Genomic DNA, 17,357 nt, shown 5'->3' with positions numbered 1-17,357 from the left:
ACACTACAGGAATGCTCGACCCTACCACCTCGCGGTGAGCGGGGCCTGAAAACGGCCTGACCGCACTCATGCGGCCAGCACCGCCATCGACAGCAGCTGCGCGCCACTGCCGCCGGAACTGCAGGTCCAGACCCGCAACAGGCGCAGCTTCAGTTCGCGCTCGCGGCCCTGCTGCCAGACCGACATCCGCACGTTGCTGGACAGCAGTGCCAGCCGACCACACAGCAGCGTTTCAACGGCGTGCAGCTGCAGGCCTCGCACCTGCAGGCTACCCGCCAACCAATCACCCAGCCACGGCAGATCGAGCATGCGGCCACCGTGGCCGTCCATCATGAACAAGGCTGGCGATACCAGCGCGTTCAACGCATCGTGATTGTTCTCCAGCAGCGCTGCGCACAGGCGCTGCTCCAGCGCCAACAACTGCTGCTCATGCAGATCTTCAACGATGTTCCGTTCCATCCACGGTTCCTCCCGGCATCGGCCGGCGCCTGCGCAGGCGCTGCGCGATCCACTGCCGCGCGCCCTGCACCACTACATAGAAGACCGGCACGAAGAACACCGCCAGCACGGTCGCACTGACCATGCCGCCGAACACACCGGTTCCAATCGCCTGCTGGGTTTCCTTCGACGCGCCCTGCGCCAGCATCAGCGGCACCACGCCCAGCGCGAACGCCAGCGAGGTCATCACGATCGGGCGCAGGCGCAGCCGCGCCGCCTCCAGCGCTGCTTCAACCAGACCGCGCCCCTGCTGCTGCAGCTGGCGCGCGAATTCGACGATGAGGATCGCGTTCTTCGCCGACAGCCCGATCACGGTGATCATGCCGACCTTGAAGAACACGTCGTTGGGCATGCCGCGCAACAGCACCGCGGCGACCGCGCCAAGCAGGCCCAGTGGCACCACCAGCAGCACCGCCAACGGAATCGACCAGCTCTCGTACAGCGCGGCAAGCACCAGGAACACCACCAGCATCGACAACAACAGCAGCCACGGCGCCTGCGCCCCCGACTCACGCTCCTGCAGCGACTGGCTGGTCCACTGCAGGGCAAAACCGGACGGCAGCTTTTCGGCCAACCGCTCCATCTCCGCCATGGCCTGGCCGGTCGACACGCCAGAGGCCGGGGCGCCGGACAGGTTCAGCGCCGGGAAGCCAAGATAGCGCTGAAGCTGCAACGGCGCTTCGGTCCAGTGCGGGGTGACCAGCTCGGACAACGCCACCATGCCGCCCTCGCTGTTGCGCACGTACAGCTTCAGCACGTCTTCCAGCTCCATCCGGTGCGGCGCATCGGCCTGCAGGATCACCTGCTGCAGCCGTCCCTTGTTGGGGAAGTCGTTGACGTACTGCGAGCCCATGGCTGCCGACAGCGTGCTGCTGATCTGCTCGAAGCCCACGCCCATTGCCTCGGCCTTGGCCCGGTCGATGTCCAGCCGCACGCTGGTGCCGGCCGGCAGGCCATCGGCATGCACCTCCGACAGCAGCGGGCTGGCTTCGGCCAGCTTCAGCAGCTGCTGCAGGGCCGCGCGCAGTTCGGCCTGGCCCTGCCCGGTGCGCGCCTGCAGCGCCAGCGAGAAGCCGGACGAACGTCCCAGGCTGTCGATGGCCGGCGGCATCACGCTCATCACCTCGCCCTCGGCAATCGTGGCCATCGCCTGCTGCGCGGCCTCCACCTCACCGGCCGCGGTTGCGCCTGCGCGCTCACCCCAGTCCTTCAGCATGGTGTAGGTCAGCGCCGCACTCGGGCCGGAACCGGAAAAGCTGTAGCCGAGGATCGACTGGTTGGAGCCGATGCCCGGACGCGAGGCCACGTGCCGTTCGTAGGCTTCGACCACGGCCAGCGTACGCTCGGCCGTCGCCTCGGCCGGCAGCTGGATCGAGGTCATGAAATAGCCCTGGTCTTCTTCCGGCAGGAATGCGCCCGGCAGCCAGTGCAGGCCCAGCAGCAACGCCGCCACCAGTGCGGCGAACACGCCCATCACCCGCCCGCTCCGCTGCAGCACCGTCGCCACACCACGCTGGTAATGCCCGGTCATCCGCTCGAAGCCCCGGTTGAAGGCGCCGAACAGCCCGCCGCGACCGTGATGGCCGTGGTTGGCCTGGCGCAGCAGGGTCGCGCACAGCGCCGGCGTCAGGCTCAGGGCCAGCAGCGCCGAGAACAGGATCGACACCGCCATCGCCACGGTGAACTGACGGTAGATCGCGCCCACCGAACCGCTGGCGAACGCCATCGGGATGAACACCGCGGTCAGCACCAGGGTAATGCCGATCACTGCGCCGGTCAGTTCACGCATCGCCTTGATGGTGGCCTCGCGCGGCGGCAGGCCCTCCTCGGCCATGATCCGCTCCACGCCCTCGACCACCACGATCGCGTCGTCGACGATGATGCCGATGGCCAGCACCATGCCGAACATGGTCAGCACGTTGATCGAGAAGCCCAGCGCCAGCATCACCGCGAACGTACCCAGCAGCGCGATCGGTGCGACCAGCGCCGGGATCAGCGTGTAACGCCAGTTCTGCAGGAACAGGTACATCACCGCGAACACCAGCAGCATCGCCTCCAGCAGGGTCTGCACCACCTTCTGGATCGAGATCTTCACGAACGGCGCGGTGTCGAACGGGATGCTCGCTTCCACCCCGCGCGGCAGCAGCGGCGCCAGCTCAGCCATGCGCTCACGCACCGCCGCAGCGGTACGCACCGCGTTCGCGCCCGGGCGCAGCTGCACGCCGGCGGCGGTGGCTGGATGGCCGTCCTCGCGGGTGCCCCAGGCATAGCTCTGCGCGCCCAGCTCGACGCGGGCGACATCACCCAGCACCACCCGTGAACCGTCGGCGCCGGCACGCAGTACGATCGCCGCGAACTGTTCCGGCGTGGACAACTGGCCGTCGGCACTGAGCGGCACGGTGATGCGCTGGCCTGGAACACCCGGCGAATCACCAATGCGTCCTGGCGAAATCTCCAGGTTCTGCTGCTCGATGGCGGCGGCCACATCGCCCATGGTCAAGCCGTAGCCGGTCAACCGGGTCGGGTCCAGCCACACGCGCATCGCCTGCTCGGCACCGAACAACTGCACGCGGCCGACGCCATCGATACGGCGCAGCTCTTCGATGATGTTGCGCGCCATGAAATCGCCCAGCGCGGCCTCGCTGACGCTGGCATCGGGCGAACGCAGGCCGACCAGCATCAGGAAGCCGGAATCAGCGGCCTCCACGAACAGGCCATTCTGGCGCACGCTGCGCGGCAGCCGTGGTTCGATCGCCTTGATCCGGTTCTGCACGTCCACCTGCGCCAGCTCCGGATTGGTGCCGGGCTTGAAGGTGGCAGTGATCGACGCTTCGCCGGACGTGTCCACCGACGACTCGAAGTACAGCAGGTGCTTGACGCTGGACAGCTCGCGCTCGATCAGGCCAACCACGGCATCATTCAGCGTCTGCGGGCTGGCACCCGGGTAGCTGGCATAGATGCTAACGCTGGGCGGGGCGACTGCTGGATAGCGCTCCACCGCCAGCTGCGGGATCGCCAGCACGCCGGCCAGGATGATGAAAATCGCCAGCACCCAGGCGAACACCGGGCGATCGATGAAGAAACGTGCCATGTTGGATTTTCCTGGAGGGACCGGCCCGGAACAGGCTCAGCCCTTGCTGCCGGTCTGCACTGCACCGGCGCTGGCGACCGGCATCTGCCAGTCGCGCGCATCGACCACCACGCCTTCCTGCAGGCGCTCCTGGCCCTCGACCACCACCTTCTCGCCGGCCTTCAGGCCCGTGCGCACCAGCCACTGGCGATCGACACTGCCGTCCACTTCCAGCGTGCGGATCACCGCCTTGCCGTCGGCGCCGATCACCCAGGCATAGGCCTGGCCACCGGCGCTGCGCAGCACCGCCTGCTGTGGCACGGTCAATGCACTGGCCGGCGCGCCACGTGGCACCCTCGCGCGCACGTACATGCCGGGCAGCAGCTGTCGCTGCGGGTTGTCGACCAGGATGCGCAGGATGACATCACCGGTTCGCGCATCGACATTGATGCCGGAGAACAGCAGTTGGCCGCGTTCGGGCAGTGGCTTGCCGCTGGCACCGATGATCGTCACCGGCAGCTCGCCGCCACCGGCGGCACTGCGCTGCAGAGACTCCAGCTGCGCCGCCGGTTGGCGCACATCGACGTAGACCTGGTCGATCTGCTGCACCACTGCCATCGGCTCGGCATCGGCCACGCCCACCAGTGCGCCTTCGGTCACCAGCGCCTGGTCGATGCGGCCGGCAATCGGCGCGCTGACCGTGGCATAGCGCAGGTCAAGCTGGCGACGGGCCAGGATCGCGCGCGCTTCGTTCACCGCGGCACGGGCCTGTTCGTACTCGGCACTGGCATCGTCGCGATGCTGCTGGCTGACGGCCTGTGCGGCGGCCAGTGCATGCAGGCGCTGCGACTGCACGCGGCTGCGGCCCAGCGCCGCTTCGCTGCGCTGAAGGGCTGCCAGTGCCGAATCAACATCTGCACGGAACGCCGCCGGATCGATCTGGAACAGGGCCTGGCCGGCGCTCACTTCTGCGCCCTGGTCGAACAGGCGGCGCTGCACGATGCCGCCCACCTGGGCACGGATCTGTGCGGTGCGCACGGCAGCCACGCGGCCGGGCAGTTCGTCATCGCGCTGTACCACCTGCGGGCCGACGGTGACCACGCTGACACGCGGTGCGGCTTCGGGAGTGGCTTCGGGGGTTGAGCAGGCCGTCATGGCCAGGGCGAGGGCCGCGATCAACGCGACCGGAGTCCTGAAGGTTCTCATTGCTGTGCACAATGCCGCGCAGGCGGCGGATAGGTTCTGAAGCGCGCAGTGTGCGTGGCAATGATGGGGTTTCGATGGAGGAACTGTGGAGATACGATGGAGGCAAGCACCTTACGGCCCCGCCCCTGCATGCATGCCTCCCCCGCCCTCGCCGCCCTGGTCCTGATCGTCGAGGATGAGGCCGAGATCGCCGATATTCTCAGCGCCTACCTGGAACGCGAAGGACTGCGCACGCTGCGCGCGGCCGATGGCCATAGCGCACTGGACCTGCATCGCAGCGCCCGCCCCGACCTGGTCCTGCTCGATGTACAGCTGCCACGCCTGGATGGCTGGAGCGTGCTGACCCAGCTGCGCCAGCGTGGTGAGACGCCGGTGATCATGCTGACCGCGCTGGACCAGGACCTGGACAAGCTGACCGCGCTGCGCATGGGTGCCGACGACTACGTGGTCAAGCCGTTCAACCCGGCCGAGGTGGCGGCGCGCGTGCGCGCGGTGCTGCGGCGTACGCTGCGCGCCTCGCGCGTGGACGCGCCCACTGCGCTGCGCGTCGGCCCGCTGCTGATCGACTCGGCCACCCACGCCGTGCACGTGGAGGGCGAAGGCTATAGTCACGAAGTGCTGCTCACGCTCACCGAGTTCAAGCTGCTGCACTGCATGGCGCTGGCACCGACCCGCATCTTCAGCCGCAGCGAGCTGATGCACGAATGCCTGCCGGAAAGCGAAGCGCTGGAGCGCACTGTCGACAGCCATGTCAGCAAGCTGCGCCGCAAGCTGGACGAAGTGGGCATGGTCAATGTTCCGGCCAGTGTGCGCGGCGTCGGCTACCGGTTGATGGCTGACCGCTGATGGCCCGACTGCGCCGTTCCGGGCTCAGCCGCCACATCATCGTCTCGATGTCGCTGATGGTGATCGGCGTCATCGTGATGATGATCCTGTCGTCGTGGCTGCTGTACGCGGTGCTGGTCGAGTTCTTCCCCGGAAGTACCGAAGAGCCGGAAAGCTGGCTGCCGACCGGGCCGGAGCTGGCATGGATGGTGGGCGTGATCCTGACCGGCCTGGCGCTGGCCATCGCCGCCTCGTTCCGCCTCGCCCACCGCATCCTGTCGCCGTTGAATTCGCTGGTGGACAGCGTGCGTGCGCTCGCCAGCGGTGACCTTGGGGCGCGCGCCAGCGTCGAGGAGAATTCTCCGGGCGAAGTGGCAACCCTGGTTGAGGACTTCAATGCGATGGCGCGCCGCCTGCAGCACATGGAGAGCGAGCGCGCGATGTGGCATGCGGCCATCGCACATGAGCTGCGTACTCCGGTGACGATCCTGCGCGGCCGCCTGCAGGGACTGGCCGAGGGCGTGTTCCAGCCGGACGAGTCGCAGTTCCGCAGCCTGCTCGCCCAGGTCGAAGGGCTGTCGCGACTGATCGAAGATCTGCGCGTGCTGAGCCTGTCCGACAATGCGCGGCTGGACGTGCGTCGCGCACGCACCGACGTGGTGGCCGAGGTGCATTCGGTGATGACGCTGGTCGACCCGCAGTTCCGCGCTGCGGGCTTCGTGCTGGAACTGGAAACCAGCCGCGAGGAACACAACGCGCACTGTGATCCCACGCGCCTGCGCCAGGCGCTGCTGGCGCTGCTGGAAAACGCGCGTCGCTATGCCAGCCCAGGCAAGGTGCGGATCGCCGTGCATGACACGCCGGGCCATGTGCAGGTGGCCATCGAGGATGAAGGCCCGGGCATCGATCCCGGACTGCATGCCGACATCTTCACTCCGTTCATGCGCGCCGACGGCTCACGTTCGCGCCAGGGCGGTGGCAGCGGGCTCGGCCTGGCGGTGGTCAAGGCCATCGCCGATGCACATGGTGGCCATGCTTACTGCACGCCCGGCAGCTGCGGCGGCAGCCGTTTCGTCATCGAACTGCCGCGCCAGTAGCCGGACCAGCGGCCTGCGTGCGCAGGTGTGCTCCCAGCGCGGCCAGATTGGCGTCGATCGCATCCATTTCCTCACGCTGCTGCGCCGGCAACTGCTGGCGAAGCTGCACACGCAATGCCTGCCATGCCGGTACCGCGTGCGCACTGGCAGTGGCCACGGCCGCAGACAGCAGTACCTGCTCGTCGCCCAGCGGCAACCCATAGCCGCCGTCCTGCAGCAGCGTCCCCGGGCGCAACCACTGCCCACTCTGCGCCAGCAGGCCGCGCAGGCTGCGGGTTTCCGCGCTGTTGGCAGCAGCCAGCAGCTGCCGCTTGAGCACATCGCGTGCCCGCAGCTCGGCACGCCGCTGTGCGGCCTGTTCCAGCAACAGCAGGCCGGCACTGGCGCGCAGGTCGCCCTTCAGCAACCACGGTGCCCGTTGTTCTGCCGGCAGCTTCAACCAGCCGCGCACATCGCGCGCGGGCAAGCTCAGCTGGGTCGCTGCCACTGTGAACAACTGCTGATAGTGGTCGCGCGCGGAAGCGAAGTAATAGCCCTGTGCCTGCGCGGCGTTGCGGTCCGTGAGTACCCGCTCGTCGAGCATCCCCAGCCGCGCCAGCCGGCGCTTGAGGCCGCGCGGGCTCAGCTGGGCCAGCCCGGCCTCGCCCAGCCGCGGCACTCCGGCCTGCAGCAGCTTGGCGGTCTCCACCGCACAGTTGTTGCTGACGAAGTAATAGCGCCCGTCATAGCTCCAGTGCACCTGGGCGGTGCGCTCGAGCAGGCTGGCGATCTCATCGCGCTGCAGCCGCAATGGCAGCGACTGCAGGCCGCGCAGTTCGACCTTGGTGTACTCGTCCACCACCTGCTGCAGCGGCAGCACGAACAGCCGCGACGGGTAGCCGCCGGTCAAGCCGCGCCAGTTGGATATCTGCACGTCGCCCACGAACGCGCGGAAGGACAGCACGCGGTGGTGTTCGAGATCCAGCCTGCAGTCCGGCCCCGGTGCGCGCCCGGGCCTGCAGATCACCAATCGCAGCATGCTGTGGCCCCAGCGGCTCATCGGCTGCGCGCTGCCTTCGGCGAACAGGTAATCCACGGCGTAGACACGCGCGGGGTCGAGCTGCAGCAGCGATGCCGCCCCCTCTTCCGATTCGGCCTGCAGCAATGGCAACGCGGTCGCGCAGTGCGACTGCGGCAGCGATGGCGGGGTTCCGAAATGGGCCTGGTACCACCGCGCCAGTGCCGGGCGCCGGCAGGCGAACTCGCTGTCGAGCACGAAATGCTCGGCGTTCACTGCCAGGTACTCGGCCGGGTCCTTCAGTTCATACGCATCGGGGCTGCGGTCACGGAAGTCGTTGTCGCCACGGCCGAGATGCCAGGGCTTGCGCTGCCAACCCGCGAGGTCACGCCATCGCATGCTCTGCGACCAGTTCGCACCGCCACGGTCGGCGACGTGCGTCAGTTCGTGTACCAGCGCGCTGCGGCGTGCGCGCCGGGCGCCCGGCGCACTGTCGCCCAGCAGACTCCGGCGCAGCGCGATACGGCCAGCGAAGGTGCGGCCATGCACATCGGCCGGCAGGTCATCCGTCCAGCGCACCCGTACCTGCGCCGGCAACGCAGCCAGCAGGCCGTCCGGCAATAGTGACTGCACGTCGGCCAGGGTCTGGCTGGCGAGCCGCTGCTGCGCCGGATCGAGACCGGACGGATCAAGCTGCAGGCGATCAGCTGCAGACGCGACGTGGGCGGTCAGCAGTAGAGCCACGCCAAGCGTGGCGGCGTTCCGTGCAGATGTCATGGAATTGCCGGCCAGCGGCCGGCACTACCCGAAGGCCGGATCAACGCGCCAGCAGTGTGCGGGCCAGTTCCAGGTCGCTCTGCTGCTGCGCGGCGGCGCTCTGCTCACGCAGGTGGGCCAGTGCGGCCTGCAGGCGGGCGCCACGGATCTGGCCGTCGCTGGCAACGAACGCAGCGGCATCGTCGCGCGCGGCCAGCACCACCTTGTCGTCACCCGAGCTGCTGCCCGAGGAGCCGGAGGAAGCACCGGTGGCAGAACCGGCCGAGGTGCCGGCGAAGCTGGAAGCAAAGCCGGCCAGCGGCAGGGACAGCAGGGCGAGCAGCAGAAGCGGACGGGTCATCGGTTCGAAGCCGGTTGTGAGGATGGGTGGAGCGTAACGGGTGGGTGAAGGATTTGCCCGGCTCAGGCGTCAAACAGCTTGCCGGGATTCAGCCGCGCTTGGGGATCGAACGCGCGTTTGACCGCCTTCATCAGCGCGATTTCGGCCGGGCCGCGGGTGCTGTCCAGGTAGCCCTTCTTGACCAGGCCGATGCCATGCTCGGCCGAGATGCTGCCATCGAAACGCGCCAGCACCTGCGCCAGCAGCTTGGTGACGTGCTCGCACTGCGCCACGAAATCGGCGTCACTGGTGTCGTCGGGCTTGAGCACGTTGATATGCAGGTTGCCGTCGCCGATGTGGCCGAACCAGACCACGTCGAAGTGCGGGTAGGCTTGCCCGATCAGCGCCTGGGTCTCGGCCAGGAACGCCGGCATCGCCGAGATCCGTACCGAGACGTCGTTCTTGTAGGGTTTGTAGCGCGCCAGCGATTCGGTGATGCCTTCGCGCAGGCGCCACAGCTGGGCGGCCTGGGCGTCGCTGGCACTGATCACCCCGTCGCTGACCCAGCCGTTGCCCATGCAGTCCTCGAAGGCCGCCATCGCCGCCGCTTCCTGCGCTTCGTCGTTGGCGGCGAACTCGGTGACCACGTAGTACGGGTGCACCTCGTCGAACGGCGCCTGCGCGCCGTGCGCCAGCACATGTTCCAGCGCGCGGTCGGTGAAGAACTCGAAGGCCTGCAGCTGCAGGCGCGCGCGGAACGCGGCGAACACCTGCATCAGCACTTCGAAGCTGGGTACGGCCAGCAGCATCACGTTGCTGGCCGGCGGCGGATCGGTCAGCTTCACCGTCGCCTCGACGATCACCCCCAACGTACCTTCCGAACCAATCAGCAGCTGGCGGAAGTCATAGCCGCTGGAGTTCTTGATCAGGCCCTTGTTGAGCTCGAGCAGTTCGCCACTGGCGGTGACCACCTTCAGCCCGGCGATCCACTCGCGGGTGTTGCCGTAGCGGATCACGCGGATGCCGCCGGCATTGGTGGCGATGTTGCCGCCGATCGTGCACGAGCCGCGCGCGGCGAAATCCACCGGGTAGATCAGGCCGTGGTCCAGCGCGGCGTTGTGCACGGCTTCCAGCGGCATGCCGGCCTGCACCACCAGGGTGCGGTCGACCGCGTCGTAGGCCAGTGCCTTGTTCATCCTCTCCAGGCTGAGCACCAGCTCGCCGTTGGCCGCCACCGCGCCACCCGAGAGGCCGGTGCGGCCGCCCGACGGCACCACCGCCACGCCCTCGGCGGCACTCCAGCGCATCACCGCCTGTACCTCCTCGACCGTGGCCGGCAGTGCGACCGCCAACGGCGCAGGCGTCCAGCGCCGGGTCCAGTCGCGCCCGTAATGCTCCAGGTCGGCCGGGTCGGTCTTCAGCTTCAGGCCGGGACAGGCCTGCTGCAGCGAGGCAATGCGGGAATCGGTCATGACGGTCCAGCGCGGGGCGTGAAGAACGGGCAAGCGTGCCAGCGGCACGCGCCAGCGTCCAGCCCCGCAGCCGGGCCGATAGCTACGGATGCAACCAATTGCGCACTGCACCATGAGCGCCGTGATCTGGCATAGTGGTCAGCCCCTGTCCCACTGGCCGTGTTGCCCCATGTCGCCGAAGAAGACCTCGTTCCCGAAGCAGGATATCCGCGTGCTGTTGCTGGAGGGGGTCAGCCAGACCGCCGTGGAGGTGTTCAGCGCCGCCGGCTACAGCCAGATCGAAGCGCACACCAAGGCGCTGCCCGAGGACGAATTGAAGGCACGCATCGCCGAGGCGCACATCGTCGGCATCCGCTCACGCACCCAGCTCAGCGCCGAGGTGCTGGCCGAGGCCAAGCGACTGATCGCGGTGGGCTGCTTCTGCATCGGCACCAACCAGGTCGACCTGGATGCGGCCGAACTGGCCGGCATCCCGGTGTTCAATGCGCCCTATTCCAACACCCGCAGCGTGGCCGAGCTGGTGATCGCCGAGGCGATCATGCTGACCCGCGGCATCCCGCAGAAGAACGCCGAATGCCATCGCGGCGGCTGGTCGAAGTCAGCCAGCGGCAGCCATGAAGTGCGCGGCAAGACGCTGGGCATCATCGGTTATGGCCACATCGGCACCCAGGTCGGCGTGCTTGCCGAATCGCTGGGCATGCAGGTGATCTTCCACGACGTGGAAACCAAGCTGGCACTGGGTAATGCGCGTGCAGCGGCCAGCCTGGACGACCTGCTGGCACGCGCCGACATTGTCACCCTGCACGTGCCGGAGACGCCGGCCACGCAGTGGATGATCGGCAGCACCGAGCTGGCGAAGATGCGCAAGGGCGCGCACCTGATCAACGCCGCCCGCGGCACCGTGGTCGACATCGATGCGCTGGACGCTGCGCTGGCCAGCGGCCACGTCGGTGGTGCCGCGCTGGACGTGTTCCCGGTTGAACCGAAGGGCAACGGCGATATCTTCGAGTCGCCGCTGACCCGCCACGACAACGTGATCCTGACCCCGCACGTGGGCGGCAGCACGCTGGAAGCGCAGGACAACATCGGCGTGGAAGTGGCGGCCAAGCTGGTGCGCTACAGCGACAATGGCAGCACCCTGTCGGCGGTCAACTTCCCGGAAGTGACCCTGCCCGAACACGAGGACAGCCTGCGCCTGCTGCACATCCACCAGAACGTGCCGGGCGTGCTGTCCAGGGTCAACGAGATCTTCTCGCGCCACAACGTCAACATCGACGGCCAGTTCCTGCGTACCGACCCGAAGGTGGGCTACGTGGTGATCGACATCACCGCCAGCGAGGCACAGGCCGCCGCCGTGCGCGACGAGCTGGCCGGCATTCCAGGAACGTTGCGTACGCGCATCCTGTATTGACGCGCGCTGTATTGACGCGCGTCCCGCCTTGCACGTGTAGAGCCGAGCCCATGCTCGGCTGCGGTTCCGGCCTGCATCGAGCCGAGCATCGGCTCGGCTCTACAGGTTGCTAGCGCGCCAACCACCGGCGCGCCATGCGTTGCATGGATTCATCCGATTCGGGGTCGGCCGCGACTTCGGTCACCGCCCGCCAGGCCAGGTCGAGCGATTCCTCGCTGAGCACGAAGGCCTCGCCACCCAGCGCCCGGATCACGAAACGCACGTCGTAGTGCCAGTGCCCCGGCACGTCCTTGCGCTCGGGAATCCAGTGCTTGTCCAGATCGAAGATGGCCGGGTCTTCCAGTACCAGGCCGCTCAGGCCGGACTCCTCCTCGGCTTCCTTCAGCGCCACCTGCGCCAGATCACGGTCGCCGTCGGCGTGACCGCCCAGCTGCAGCCAGCGCTGCAGCTTTCGGTGATGGGTGAGCAGCAGGCGCTGGCCGTCGGCACTGACCAGCCAGCAGCTGGCGGTGAAATGCCCGGCCAGCCGTTCGCGACGGAACGGATCTTCTGGATCGTCCAGCAATGTGCCGAATTCGGCAGCCAGTGCGTCGTGGGCGGGCTCGCGGCGGGCATAGTCCCGCAACAGGCCGCGTAGGCGATCGTCAAGCACGGCAAGGGTTTCGGCGGTCTGGCGCATGAATGGGGGCGGTTCGGAAAAATACTGCTCATTATCGCCGTTCATTGTTGCGATTGCGCTTGTGCGTTGGCTTCAGCTTTGGCTAAGGTACAGCGGGCCGTTCGCACGGCCTTCACCGTTCAAGGTTGCCGGCAACGTATCGGCGGCCCACCCCATCCGATCATTAGGAAGTACTGCATGCTGAAAGCTCTGTTGAGGGTCAAGCCGGTCCAGCCGGCCGGGCACGTCGATGCCGGCGAACCCATCGAAGGCAGCCTGGACGGCGAAGCCACGCTGAAACGGACCCTCACGGCTAAACACCTCATCCTGCTTGGCGTGGGTGCGGTGATCGGCGCTGGTATCTTCGTGCTGACCGGCCAGGCCGCGGCCAACCACGCCGGCCCGGCGGTGATGCTGTCGTTCGTGCTGGCCGGCTTCGCCTGCGCCCTGGCGGGCCTGTGCTACGCCGAGTTCGCGGCGATGATGCCGGTCTCCGGCAGTGCCTACTCCTATTCGTATGCCACCCTCGGCGAAGGCATGGCCTGGTTCATCGGCTGGTGCCTGGTGCTGGAGTACCTGTTCGCCTCGGCGTCGGTCGCGGTGGGCTGGTCGGCCTACCTGATCAGCTTCATCACCACCACGCTGCACATGCCCTTCCCGGACCTGCTCAGCGCCGCGCCCATCGCCTGGACCGGCAGCGAGTTCGTCTCCTCCGGCAAGCTGTTCAACCTGCCGGCGGTGCTGATCGTGGCGGCGGTGTCCGGCCTGCTGTACGTGGGCGTGACCCAGTCGGCGTTCGTCAACGCCATCATCGTGGCGATCAAGGTCACCGTCATCTGCCTGTTCATCGGCATCGGCGCGGCCCACATCGATCCGGCCAACTGGCAGCCCTTCATTCCGGAAAACACCGGCGTGCCGGGTGAGTTCGGCTGGAGCGGCATCTTCCGCGCGGCCACCATCGTCTTCTTCGCCTACATTGGTTTCGATGCGGTCTCCACCGCCGCCGGCGAAACCAAGGATCCCCAGCGCAACATGCCGATCGGCCTGCTCGGCTCGCTGGCCGTGTGCACCATCGTCTACATCATCGTCTGCGCGGTGCTGACTGGCATGATGCCGTACCACCTGCTGGGCACCGACAAGCCGGTGGCCACCGCGCTGGAGCCCTACCCGACCCTGTCCTGGCTGAAGACCCTGGTCGAGATCGGCGCCATCGCCGGCCTGTCCTCGGTGGTGCTGGTGATGATGATGGGCCAGACCCGCATCGCCTACACCATTTCCCGCGACGGCCTGCTGCCGAAGTTCTTCGGCAAGGTCCACGCTCGTTTCCGCACGCCCTATTGGGCCACGATCGTGGTCGGCGTGATCGCCGCCGCACTGGCCGGCCTGGTGCCGCTGAACGTGCTGGGCGAACTGGTCTCGATGGGTACCCTGCTGGCTTTCGCCACGGTCTGCATCGGCGTGCTGGTGCTGCGCTATACCAAGCCGGAGATCCATCGCCCGTTCCGCGTGCCGGCGGTGTGGATCATCTGCCCGCTTGGCGCTGCGGCCTGCCTGTTCCTGTTCTGGCAGGCGTTCGTGGTGCACTGGCACCTGTTCGTCGGCTGGACCGTGCTGGGCATGCTGATCTATCTCGGCTATGGCATGCGCAACAGCAAGCTGGCCAAGTCACCCTGATCCGCCTACGGGCCGGCCCTGTGCCGGCCCGTCCGTTTTCCCCGCGCGCCAGACACGGCGCGCTTCGACAAGACCACCACACATGTTCAAGCAACTGTGGGCCACCAAGCACCCGCATGCCGCCCATGAAGACGCCAACGGCCTGAGCCTGCGCCGCCACCTCGGCCCCTGGGGCCTGACCGCCCTCGGCATCGGTGCCGTGATCGGCGGCGGCATCTTCGTCATCACCGGCCAGGCCGCCGCCAACCACGCCGGCCCCGCGATCATGCTGTCGTTCGTGCTGGCCGCCATCTGCTGCGCCTTCTGCGCGCTGGCCTACGCCGAGTTCGCCTCGATGGTGCCGGTCTCCGGCAGCGCCTATACCTATACCTACGCCACCTTCGGCGAACTGTCGGCCTGGTTCATCGGCTGGATGCTGGTGCTCGAATACGGCGTCTCTGCGTCGGCGGTGGCGGTCAGCTGGACCGGCTATTTCCTCAGCCTGCTCAGCCAGTTCGACATCCATCTACCGGCGGCGCTGGTCAGTGCCCCACTCGATGCACAGCTGCGCCCCACCGGCGCGATCGCCAACCTGCCGGCCGCTGCGCTGGTACTGCTGCTGACCTGGCTGTGCTACGTCGGCATCAGCAAGTCATCGGCAATGAACATGGCGATGGTCGTGCTCAAGACCGGCCTGATCCTGCTGGTCATCGTGGTCGGCTGGAAGTATGTGGACACCAGCAACTGGACCCCGTTCATTCCCGCCAACGAAGGCCCCGGCAAGTACGGCATGGAAGGCGTACTGCGTGGCGCGGCGATGGTGTTCTTCGCCTACATCGGCTTCGAGGCGGTGTCGGTGGCGGCGCAGGAATCGAAGAATCCGCAGCGCGACATGCCGATCGGCATGATGCTGTCGCTGGTGGTCTGCACCGTTCTGTACATCGCGATGGCGGCGGTGATGACCGGCCTGGTGCCGTTCCAGCTGCTGGGCACCGACGAACCGGTGGTGACCGCGGTGGCCGCGCATCCGCAGCTGGGTTGGCTGCGCTGGGTGGTCGAGGTCGGCGCGCTGGTCGGCCTGTCCTCGGTGGTACTGGTGATGATCATCGGCCAGCCGCGCATCTTCATGATCATGGGGCGCGACGGCCTGCTGCCGCCGGTGTTCACCAGGATCCACCCCAAGTACCGCACCCCGCACATCAACACGGTGATCACCGGCATCGGCATCGCGCTGCTGGCGGCGCTGTTTCCGCTGGACATCCTTGGCGAGCTGACCTCGATGGGCACGCTGATCGCGTTCGCGGCGGTGTGTGCCGGCGTGCTGATCCTGCGCCGCACCCAGCCGGACCTGCCGCGCCCGTTCCGCATGCCGATGGCCTGGCTGATCTGCAGCCTGGGCGTGCTGAGTTGCCTTGCCCTGCTGTCGGCGATGACGATGCACAACTGGATGCTGATGGGCGTCTGGACCTTCGTCGGTTTCGTGATCTATTTCTGCTACGGCTTCAGGCACAGCCGTCTGCGGGGTAAGTGAGGTTTTCTGCATTGCAGGGCCTGCGGCCCTGCACCCGCCTTTGAAGCCGGAGCAACGGCAAGAGCGGGACTGTGGGTTTGGCGGGGAGGCATGGGTTCGCGGGGGACGCCGCAAGTACGTCCATGTAGGCTTGGCAGCCGCATCCATGCGGCTGACACCCCCGCGAACCCATGCCTCCCCGCCCCTGACAGTCTCCCGGCGCGTCCGGTAGATCCACGCCATGCGTGGATGAAGCGTTCCCGGAAACGAATGTATCGGGACGAATCTTCTGTAGAGCCGAGCCATGCTCGGCTGCGAGCAAGCGTAGCGCCGCGACCCGCTTTTCGCTCTTCCTTCTTCACTCCGTGGCCGGCCGCACGCCGGAACCTGTCCGAGGCGGGGCGGGTGGGCCGTGCAGGGGCGTGAGCCGCATGGATGCGGCGACCGAGCTTACAGGGACGTACTTGCAGCGTCCCCTGCACGACCCGCCCGCCCCGCCAACCCCATGAACCGCTCTACACGACCCGCCACGAGGGGCTCAGCCGTTGGCCGAATCCAGTAAAATCGTCGGCATGAACGCCCCCACCTTCCCCTACGACACCGCGCGCCTGAGCGAACTGGCCCAGCTGCTGATCGACAACGTCCGCGAACTGGCCCATGCCGGCTGGACCCCGGCCACCAGCAGCAACTTCTCCCACCGCCTGGACGATCGCCACGCGGCGATCACGGTGTCCGGCAAGGACAAGGGCCGCCTGATCGAGGACGACATCATGGTGGTGGACTTCGACGGCCAGGCCGTCGGCCGTCCGCTGCGCCCGTCCGCCGAGACCCTGCTGCACACCCAGTTGTACCGCCGCTTCCCGGAGGTCGGCTGCGTGCTGCATACGCACTCGCCGGTGCAGACCATCGCCTCGCGCCTGTACGCGCCGCAGGGTCATGTCCGCCTGGAAGGCTACGAGCTGTTGAAGGCCTTCGCCGGCAACAGTACCCACGAAATGGTCATCGATGTGCCGGTGTTCGCCAACACCCAGGACATGAACGTGCTGTCGAAGCAGGTCGATGACCTGCTCGACCGGCAGAACCTGTGGGGCTATCTGATCGATGGCCACGGCCTGTACGCCTGGGGCCGCGACATGGCCGAGGCACGCCGCCACCTGGAAGCGTTCGAGTTCCTGTTCCACTGCGAACTGGAGCTGCGCAGGCTGCGCGGCTGAACCGGCGCGCAGGTGCAGATGCCGATCCGGAATCTGCGCCCTACACCCACCCTGCTACCCTGTCTTCCCCCCGAGACGTTCAAGCTGCCGCCATGAGCCGACTGCGCATCTACGACGACACCCGCCCCGATTCGCCGCTGCTGGACACCCAGGACGGCGCGGTCATCACTGCCGAGCTGCAGAAGATCGGCGTCACCTTCGAGCGCTGGCAGGCCACCGCGCCCGTCGCGCCGGGCGCCAGCCAGGAGGAAGTATTCGCCGCCTACCGCGCCGACATCGACCGCCTGGTCGCCGAGCGCGGCTTCAAGAGCGTGGACGTGGCCTCGATCGCCCCGGACAACCCGAATCGCGCCGAGCTGCGCAAGAAGTTCCTCGACGAGCACTTCCACAAGGAAGACGAAGTGCGCTTCTTCGTCGCCGGCTCGGGCCTGTTCACCCTGCACGTGGGTGACAAGGTCTATGAGATCGAGTGCGTGAAGGATGACCTGATCGCCGTGCCCGATGGCACCACCCACTGGTTCGACATGGGCGAGGAACCCAGCTTCGTGGCGATCCGCTTCTTCACCGAGCCGGATGGCTGGGTCGGTCACTTCACCGGCACCGACATCGCGCAGAAGTTCCCTCGTTACGTACCCACCCAGGCGTCCTGA

14 protein-coding genes are annotated in these 17,357 nt (G+C 67.4%); 7 read left to right on the top strand and 7 right to left on the bottom strand.

Annotated features, from left to right (window positions below; all coding sequences use genetic code 11):
- Positions 1-66: 66 nt before the first annotated feature.
- From AC5P8U_RS07655 to AC5P8U_RS07645, 3 genes are read right to left on the bottom strand one after another with little or no spacing between them, the layout of a single operon-like run.
- Positions 67-459 (bottom strand): nuclear transport factor 2 family protein, encoded by a 393-nt coding sequence (locus AC5P8U_RS07655; protein WP_069138645.1) that lies wholly within the window; start codon positions 457-459, stop codon positions 67-69.
- Positions 440-3,589, bottom strand: a complete 3,150-nt coding sequence (locus tag AC5P8U_RS07650; RefSeq protein ID WP_227837226.1) for a multidrug efflux RND transporter permease subunit — start codon at positions 3,587-3,589, stop codon at positions 440-442. The genes AC5P8U_RS07655 and AC5P8U_RS07650 overlap by 20 nt, the downstream gene beginning before the upstream one ends.
- Positions 3,590-3,625: 36 nt before the next feature.
- Positions 3,626-4,774 carry an efflux RND transporter periplasmic adaptor subunit gene (locus AC5P8U_RS07645; RefSeq protein ID WP_445391097.1) on the bottom strand — a complete coding sequence of 383 codons (1,149 nt, stop codon included), beginning with the start codon at positions 4,772-4,774 and terminating at the stop codon, positions 3,626-3,628.
- Between the two features lie 129 nt (positions 4,775-4,903).
- On the opposite strand from AC5P8U_RS07645, the gene AC5P8U_RS07640 reads away from it, so the two are divergent.
- Both AC5P8U_RS07640 and AC5P8U_RS07635 read left to right on the top strand, forming a co-directional pair.
- A complete protein-coding gene (locus AC5P8U_RS07640; RefSeq protein ID WP_005416361.1) occupies positions 4,904-5,620 on the top strand; it encodes a response regulator in 717 nt (238 codons plus the stop codon).
- A complete protein-coding gene (locus AC5P8U_RS07635; RefSeq protein WP_072169005.1) occupies positions 5,620-6,696 on the top strand; it encodes an ATP-binding protein in 1,077 nt (358 codons plus the stop codon). Before AC5P8U_RS07640 ends, AC5P8U_RS07635 begins: the two co-directional genes overlap by 1 nt.
- Here AC5P8U_RS07635 and AC5P8U_RS07630 read toward each other — a convergent pair.
- From AC5P8U_RS07630 to AC5P8U_RS07620, 3 genes are all read right to left on the bottom strand, one after another.
- The gene (locus AC5P8U_RS07630; protein ID WP_072169006.1) at positions 6,674-8,470 is read right to left on the bottom strand and encodes a DUF7844 domain-containing protein; all 1,797 of its coding nucleotides are present in this window, start codon (positions 8,468-8,470) and stop codon (positions 6,674-6,676) included. The two genes, AC5P8U_RS07635 and AC5P8U_RS07630, sit on opposite strands and share 23 nt — an antisense overlap.
- A 40-nt stretch (positions 8,471-8,510) precedes the next feature.
- A complete protein-coding gene (locus AC5P8U_RS07625) occupies positions 8,511-8,810 on the bottom strand; it encodes a DUF2388 domain-containing protein (RefSeq protein WP_065196996.1) in 300 nt (99 codons plus the stop codon).
- Between the two features lie 62 nt (positions 8,811-8,872).
- Complete coding sequence (locus tag AC5P8U_RS07620) at positions 8,873-10,261, bottom strand: FAD-binding oxidoreductase (protein ID WP_049441183.1); 1,389 nt, start codon at positions 10,259-10,261, stop codon at positions 8,873-8,875.
- Between the two features lie 169 nt (positions 10,262-10,430).
- Here AC5P8U_RS07620 and serA point away from each other — a divergent pair, with 169 nt between their 5' ends.
- On the top strand, positions 10,431-11,672 hold the full coding sequence (gene serA, locus AC5P8U_RS07615; protein ID WP_111008330.1) for a phosphoglycerate dehydrogenase: 1,242 nt from the start codon (positions 10,431-10,433) through the stop codon (positions 11,670-11,672).
- Between the two features lie 109 nt (positions 11,673-11,781).
- Here serA and AC5P8U_RS07610 read toward each other — a convergent pair whose 3' ends face one another.
- The gene (locus AC5P8U_RS07610; protein ID WP_111008329.1) at positions 11,782-12,396 is read right to left on the bottom strand and encodes an NUDIX hydrolase; all 615 of its coding nucleotides are present in this window, start codon (positions 12,394-12,396) and stop codon (positions 11,782-11,784) included.
- Between the two features lie 132 nt (positions 12,397-12,528).
- On the opposite strand from AC5P8U_RS07610, the gene AC5P8U_RS07605 reads away from it, so the two are divergent.
- The 4 genes from AC5P8U_RS07605 to AC5P8U_RS07590 all read left to right on the top strand — a co-directional run bounded on the left by AC5P8U_RS07605 (position 12,529) and on the right by AC5P8U_RS07590 (position 17,357).
- Positions 12,529-14,004 carry an amino acid permease gene (locus AC5P8U_RS07605; RefSeq protein ID WP_005416354.1) on the top strand — a complete coding sequence of 492 codons (1,476 nt, stop codon included), beginning with the start codon at positions 12,529-12,531 and terminating at the stop codon, positions 14,002-14,004.
- Positions 14,005-14,086: 82 nt separating this feature from the next.
- A complete protein-coding gene (locus AC5P8U_RS07600) occupies positions 14,087-15,514 on the top strand; it encodes an amino acid permease (RefSeq protein WP_053500013.1) in 1,428 nt (475 codons plus the stop codon).
- Positions 15,515-16,065: 551 nt separating this feature from the next.
- Positions 16,066-16,707, top strand: coding sequence for a methylthioribulose 1-phosphate dehydratase (locus tag AC5P8U_RS07595; RefSeq protein ID WP_111007973.1), 642 nt, complete (start codon positions 16,066-16,068; stop codon positions 16,705-16,707).
- A 92-nt stretch (positions 16,708-16,799) separates the two neighbouring features.
- Positions 16,800-17,357 (top strand): 1,2-dihydroxy-3-keto-5-methylthiopentene dioxygenase, encoded by a 558-nt coding sequence (locus tag AC5P8U_RS07590; protein ID WP_065177596.1) that lies wholly within the window; start codon positions 16,800-16,802, stop codon positions 17,355-17,357.

This window comes from Stenotrophomonas sp. YJH_SMC_81, assembly GCF_059370875.1.
Note: the sequence above shows the minus strand (reverse complement) of the source record. Positions and strands in the feature narration are given on the sequence as shown.

What these genes read in the sequence shown, in the direction of transcription:
- AC5P8U_RS07645 (WP_445391097.1), bottom strand. Translation starts at nt 4,774, where the DNA reads ATGAGAACCTTCAGGACTCCGGTCGCGTTGATCGCGGCCCTCGCCCTG.
- AC5P8U_RS07605 (WP_005416354.1), top strand. Translation starts at nt 12,529, where the DNA reads ATGCTGAAAGCTCTGTTGAGGGTCAAGCCGGTCCAGCCGGCCGGGCAC.
- AC5P8U_RS07595 (WP_111007973.1), top strand. Translation starts at nt 16,066, where the DNA reads ATGAACGCCCCCACCTTCCCCTACGACACCGCGCGCCTGAGCGAACTG.
- serA (WP_111008330.1), top strand. Translation starts at nt 10,431, where the DNA reads ATGTCGCCGAAGAAGACCTCGTTCCCGAAGCAGGATATCCGCGTGCTG.
- AC5P8U_RS07625 (WP_065196996.1), bottom strand. Translation starts at nt 8,810, where the DNA reads ATGACCCGTCCGCTTCTGCTGCTCGCCCTGCTGTCCCTGCCGCTGGCC.
- AC5P8U_RS07600 (WP_053500013.1), top strand. Translation starts at nt 14,087, where the DNA reads ATGTTCAAGCAACTGTGGGCCACCAAGCACCCGCATGCCGCCCATGAA.
- AC5P8U_RS07640 (WP_005416361.1), top strand. Translation starts at nt 4,904, where the DNA reads ATGCATGCCTCCCCCGCCCTCGCCGCCCTGGTCCTGATCGTCGAGGAT.
- AC5P8U_RS07590 (WP_065177596.1), top strand. Translation starts at nt 16,800, where the DNA reads ATGAGCCGACTGCGCATCTACGACGACACCCGCCCCGATTCGCCGCTG.
- AC5P8U_RS07620 (WP_049441183.1), bottom strand. Translation starts at nt 10,261, where the DNA reads ATGACCGATTCCCGCATTGCCTCGCTGCAGCAGGCCTGTCCCGGCCTG.
- AC5P8U_RS07650 (WP_227837226.1), bottom strand. Translation starts at nt 3,589, where the DNA reads ATGGCACGTTTCTTCATCGATCGCCCGGTGTTCGCCTGGGTGCTGGCG.
- AC5P8U_RS07655 (WP_069138645.1), bottom strand. Translation starts at nt 459, where the DNA reads ATGGAACGGAACATCGTTGAAGATCTGCATGAGCAGCAGTTGTTGGCG.
- AC5P8U_RS07610 (WP_111008329.1), bottom strand. Translation starts at nt 12,396, where the DNA reads ATGAACGGCGATAATGAGCAGTATTTTTCCGAACCGCCCCCATTCATG.
- AC5P8U_RS07630 (WP_072169006.1), bottom strand. Translation starts at nt 8,470, where the DNA reads ATGACATCTGCACGGAACGCCGCCACGCTTGGCGTGGCTCTACTGCTG.
- AC5P8U_RS07635 (WP_072169005.1), top strand. Translation starts at nt 5,620, where the DNA reads ATGGCCCGACTGCGCCGTTCCGGGCTCAGCCGCCACATCATCGTCTCG.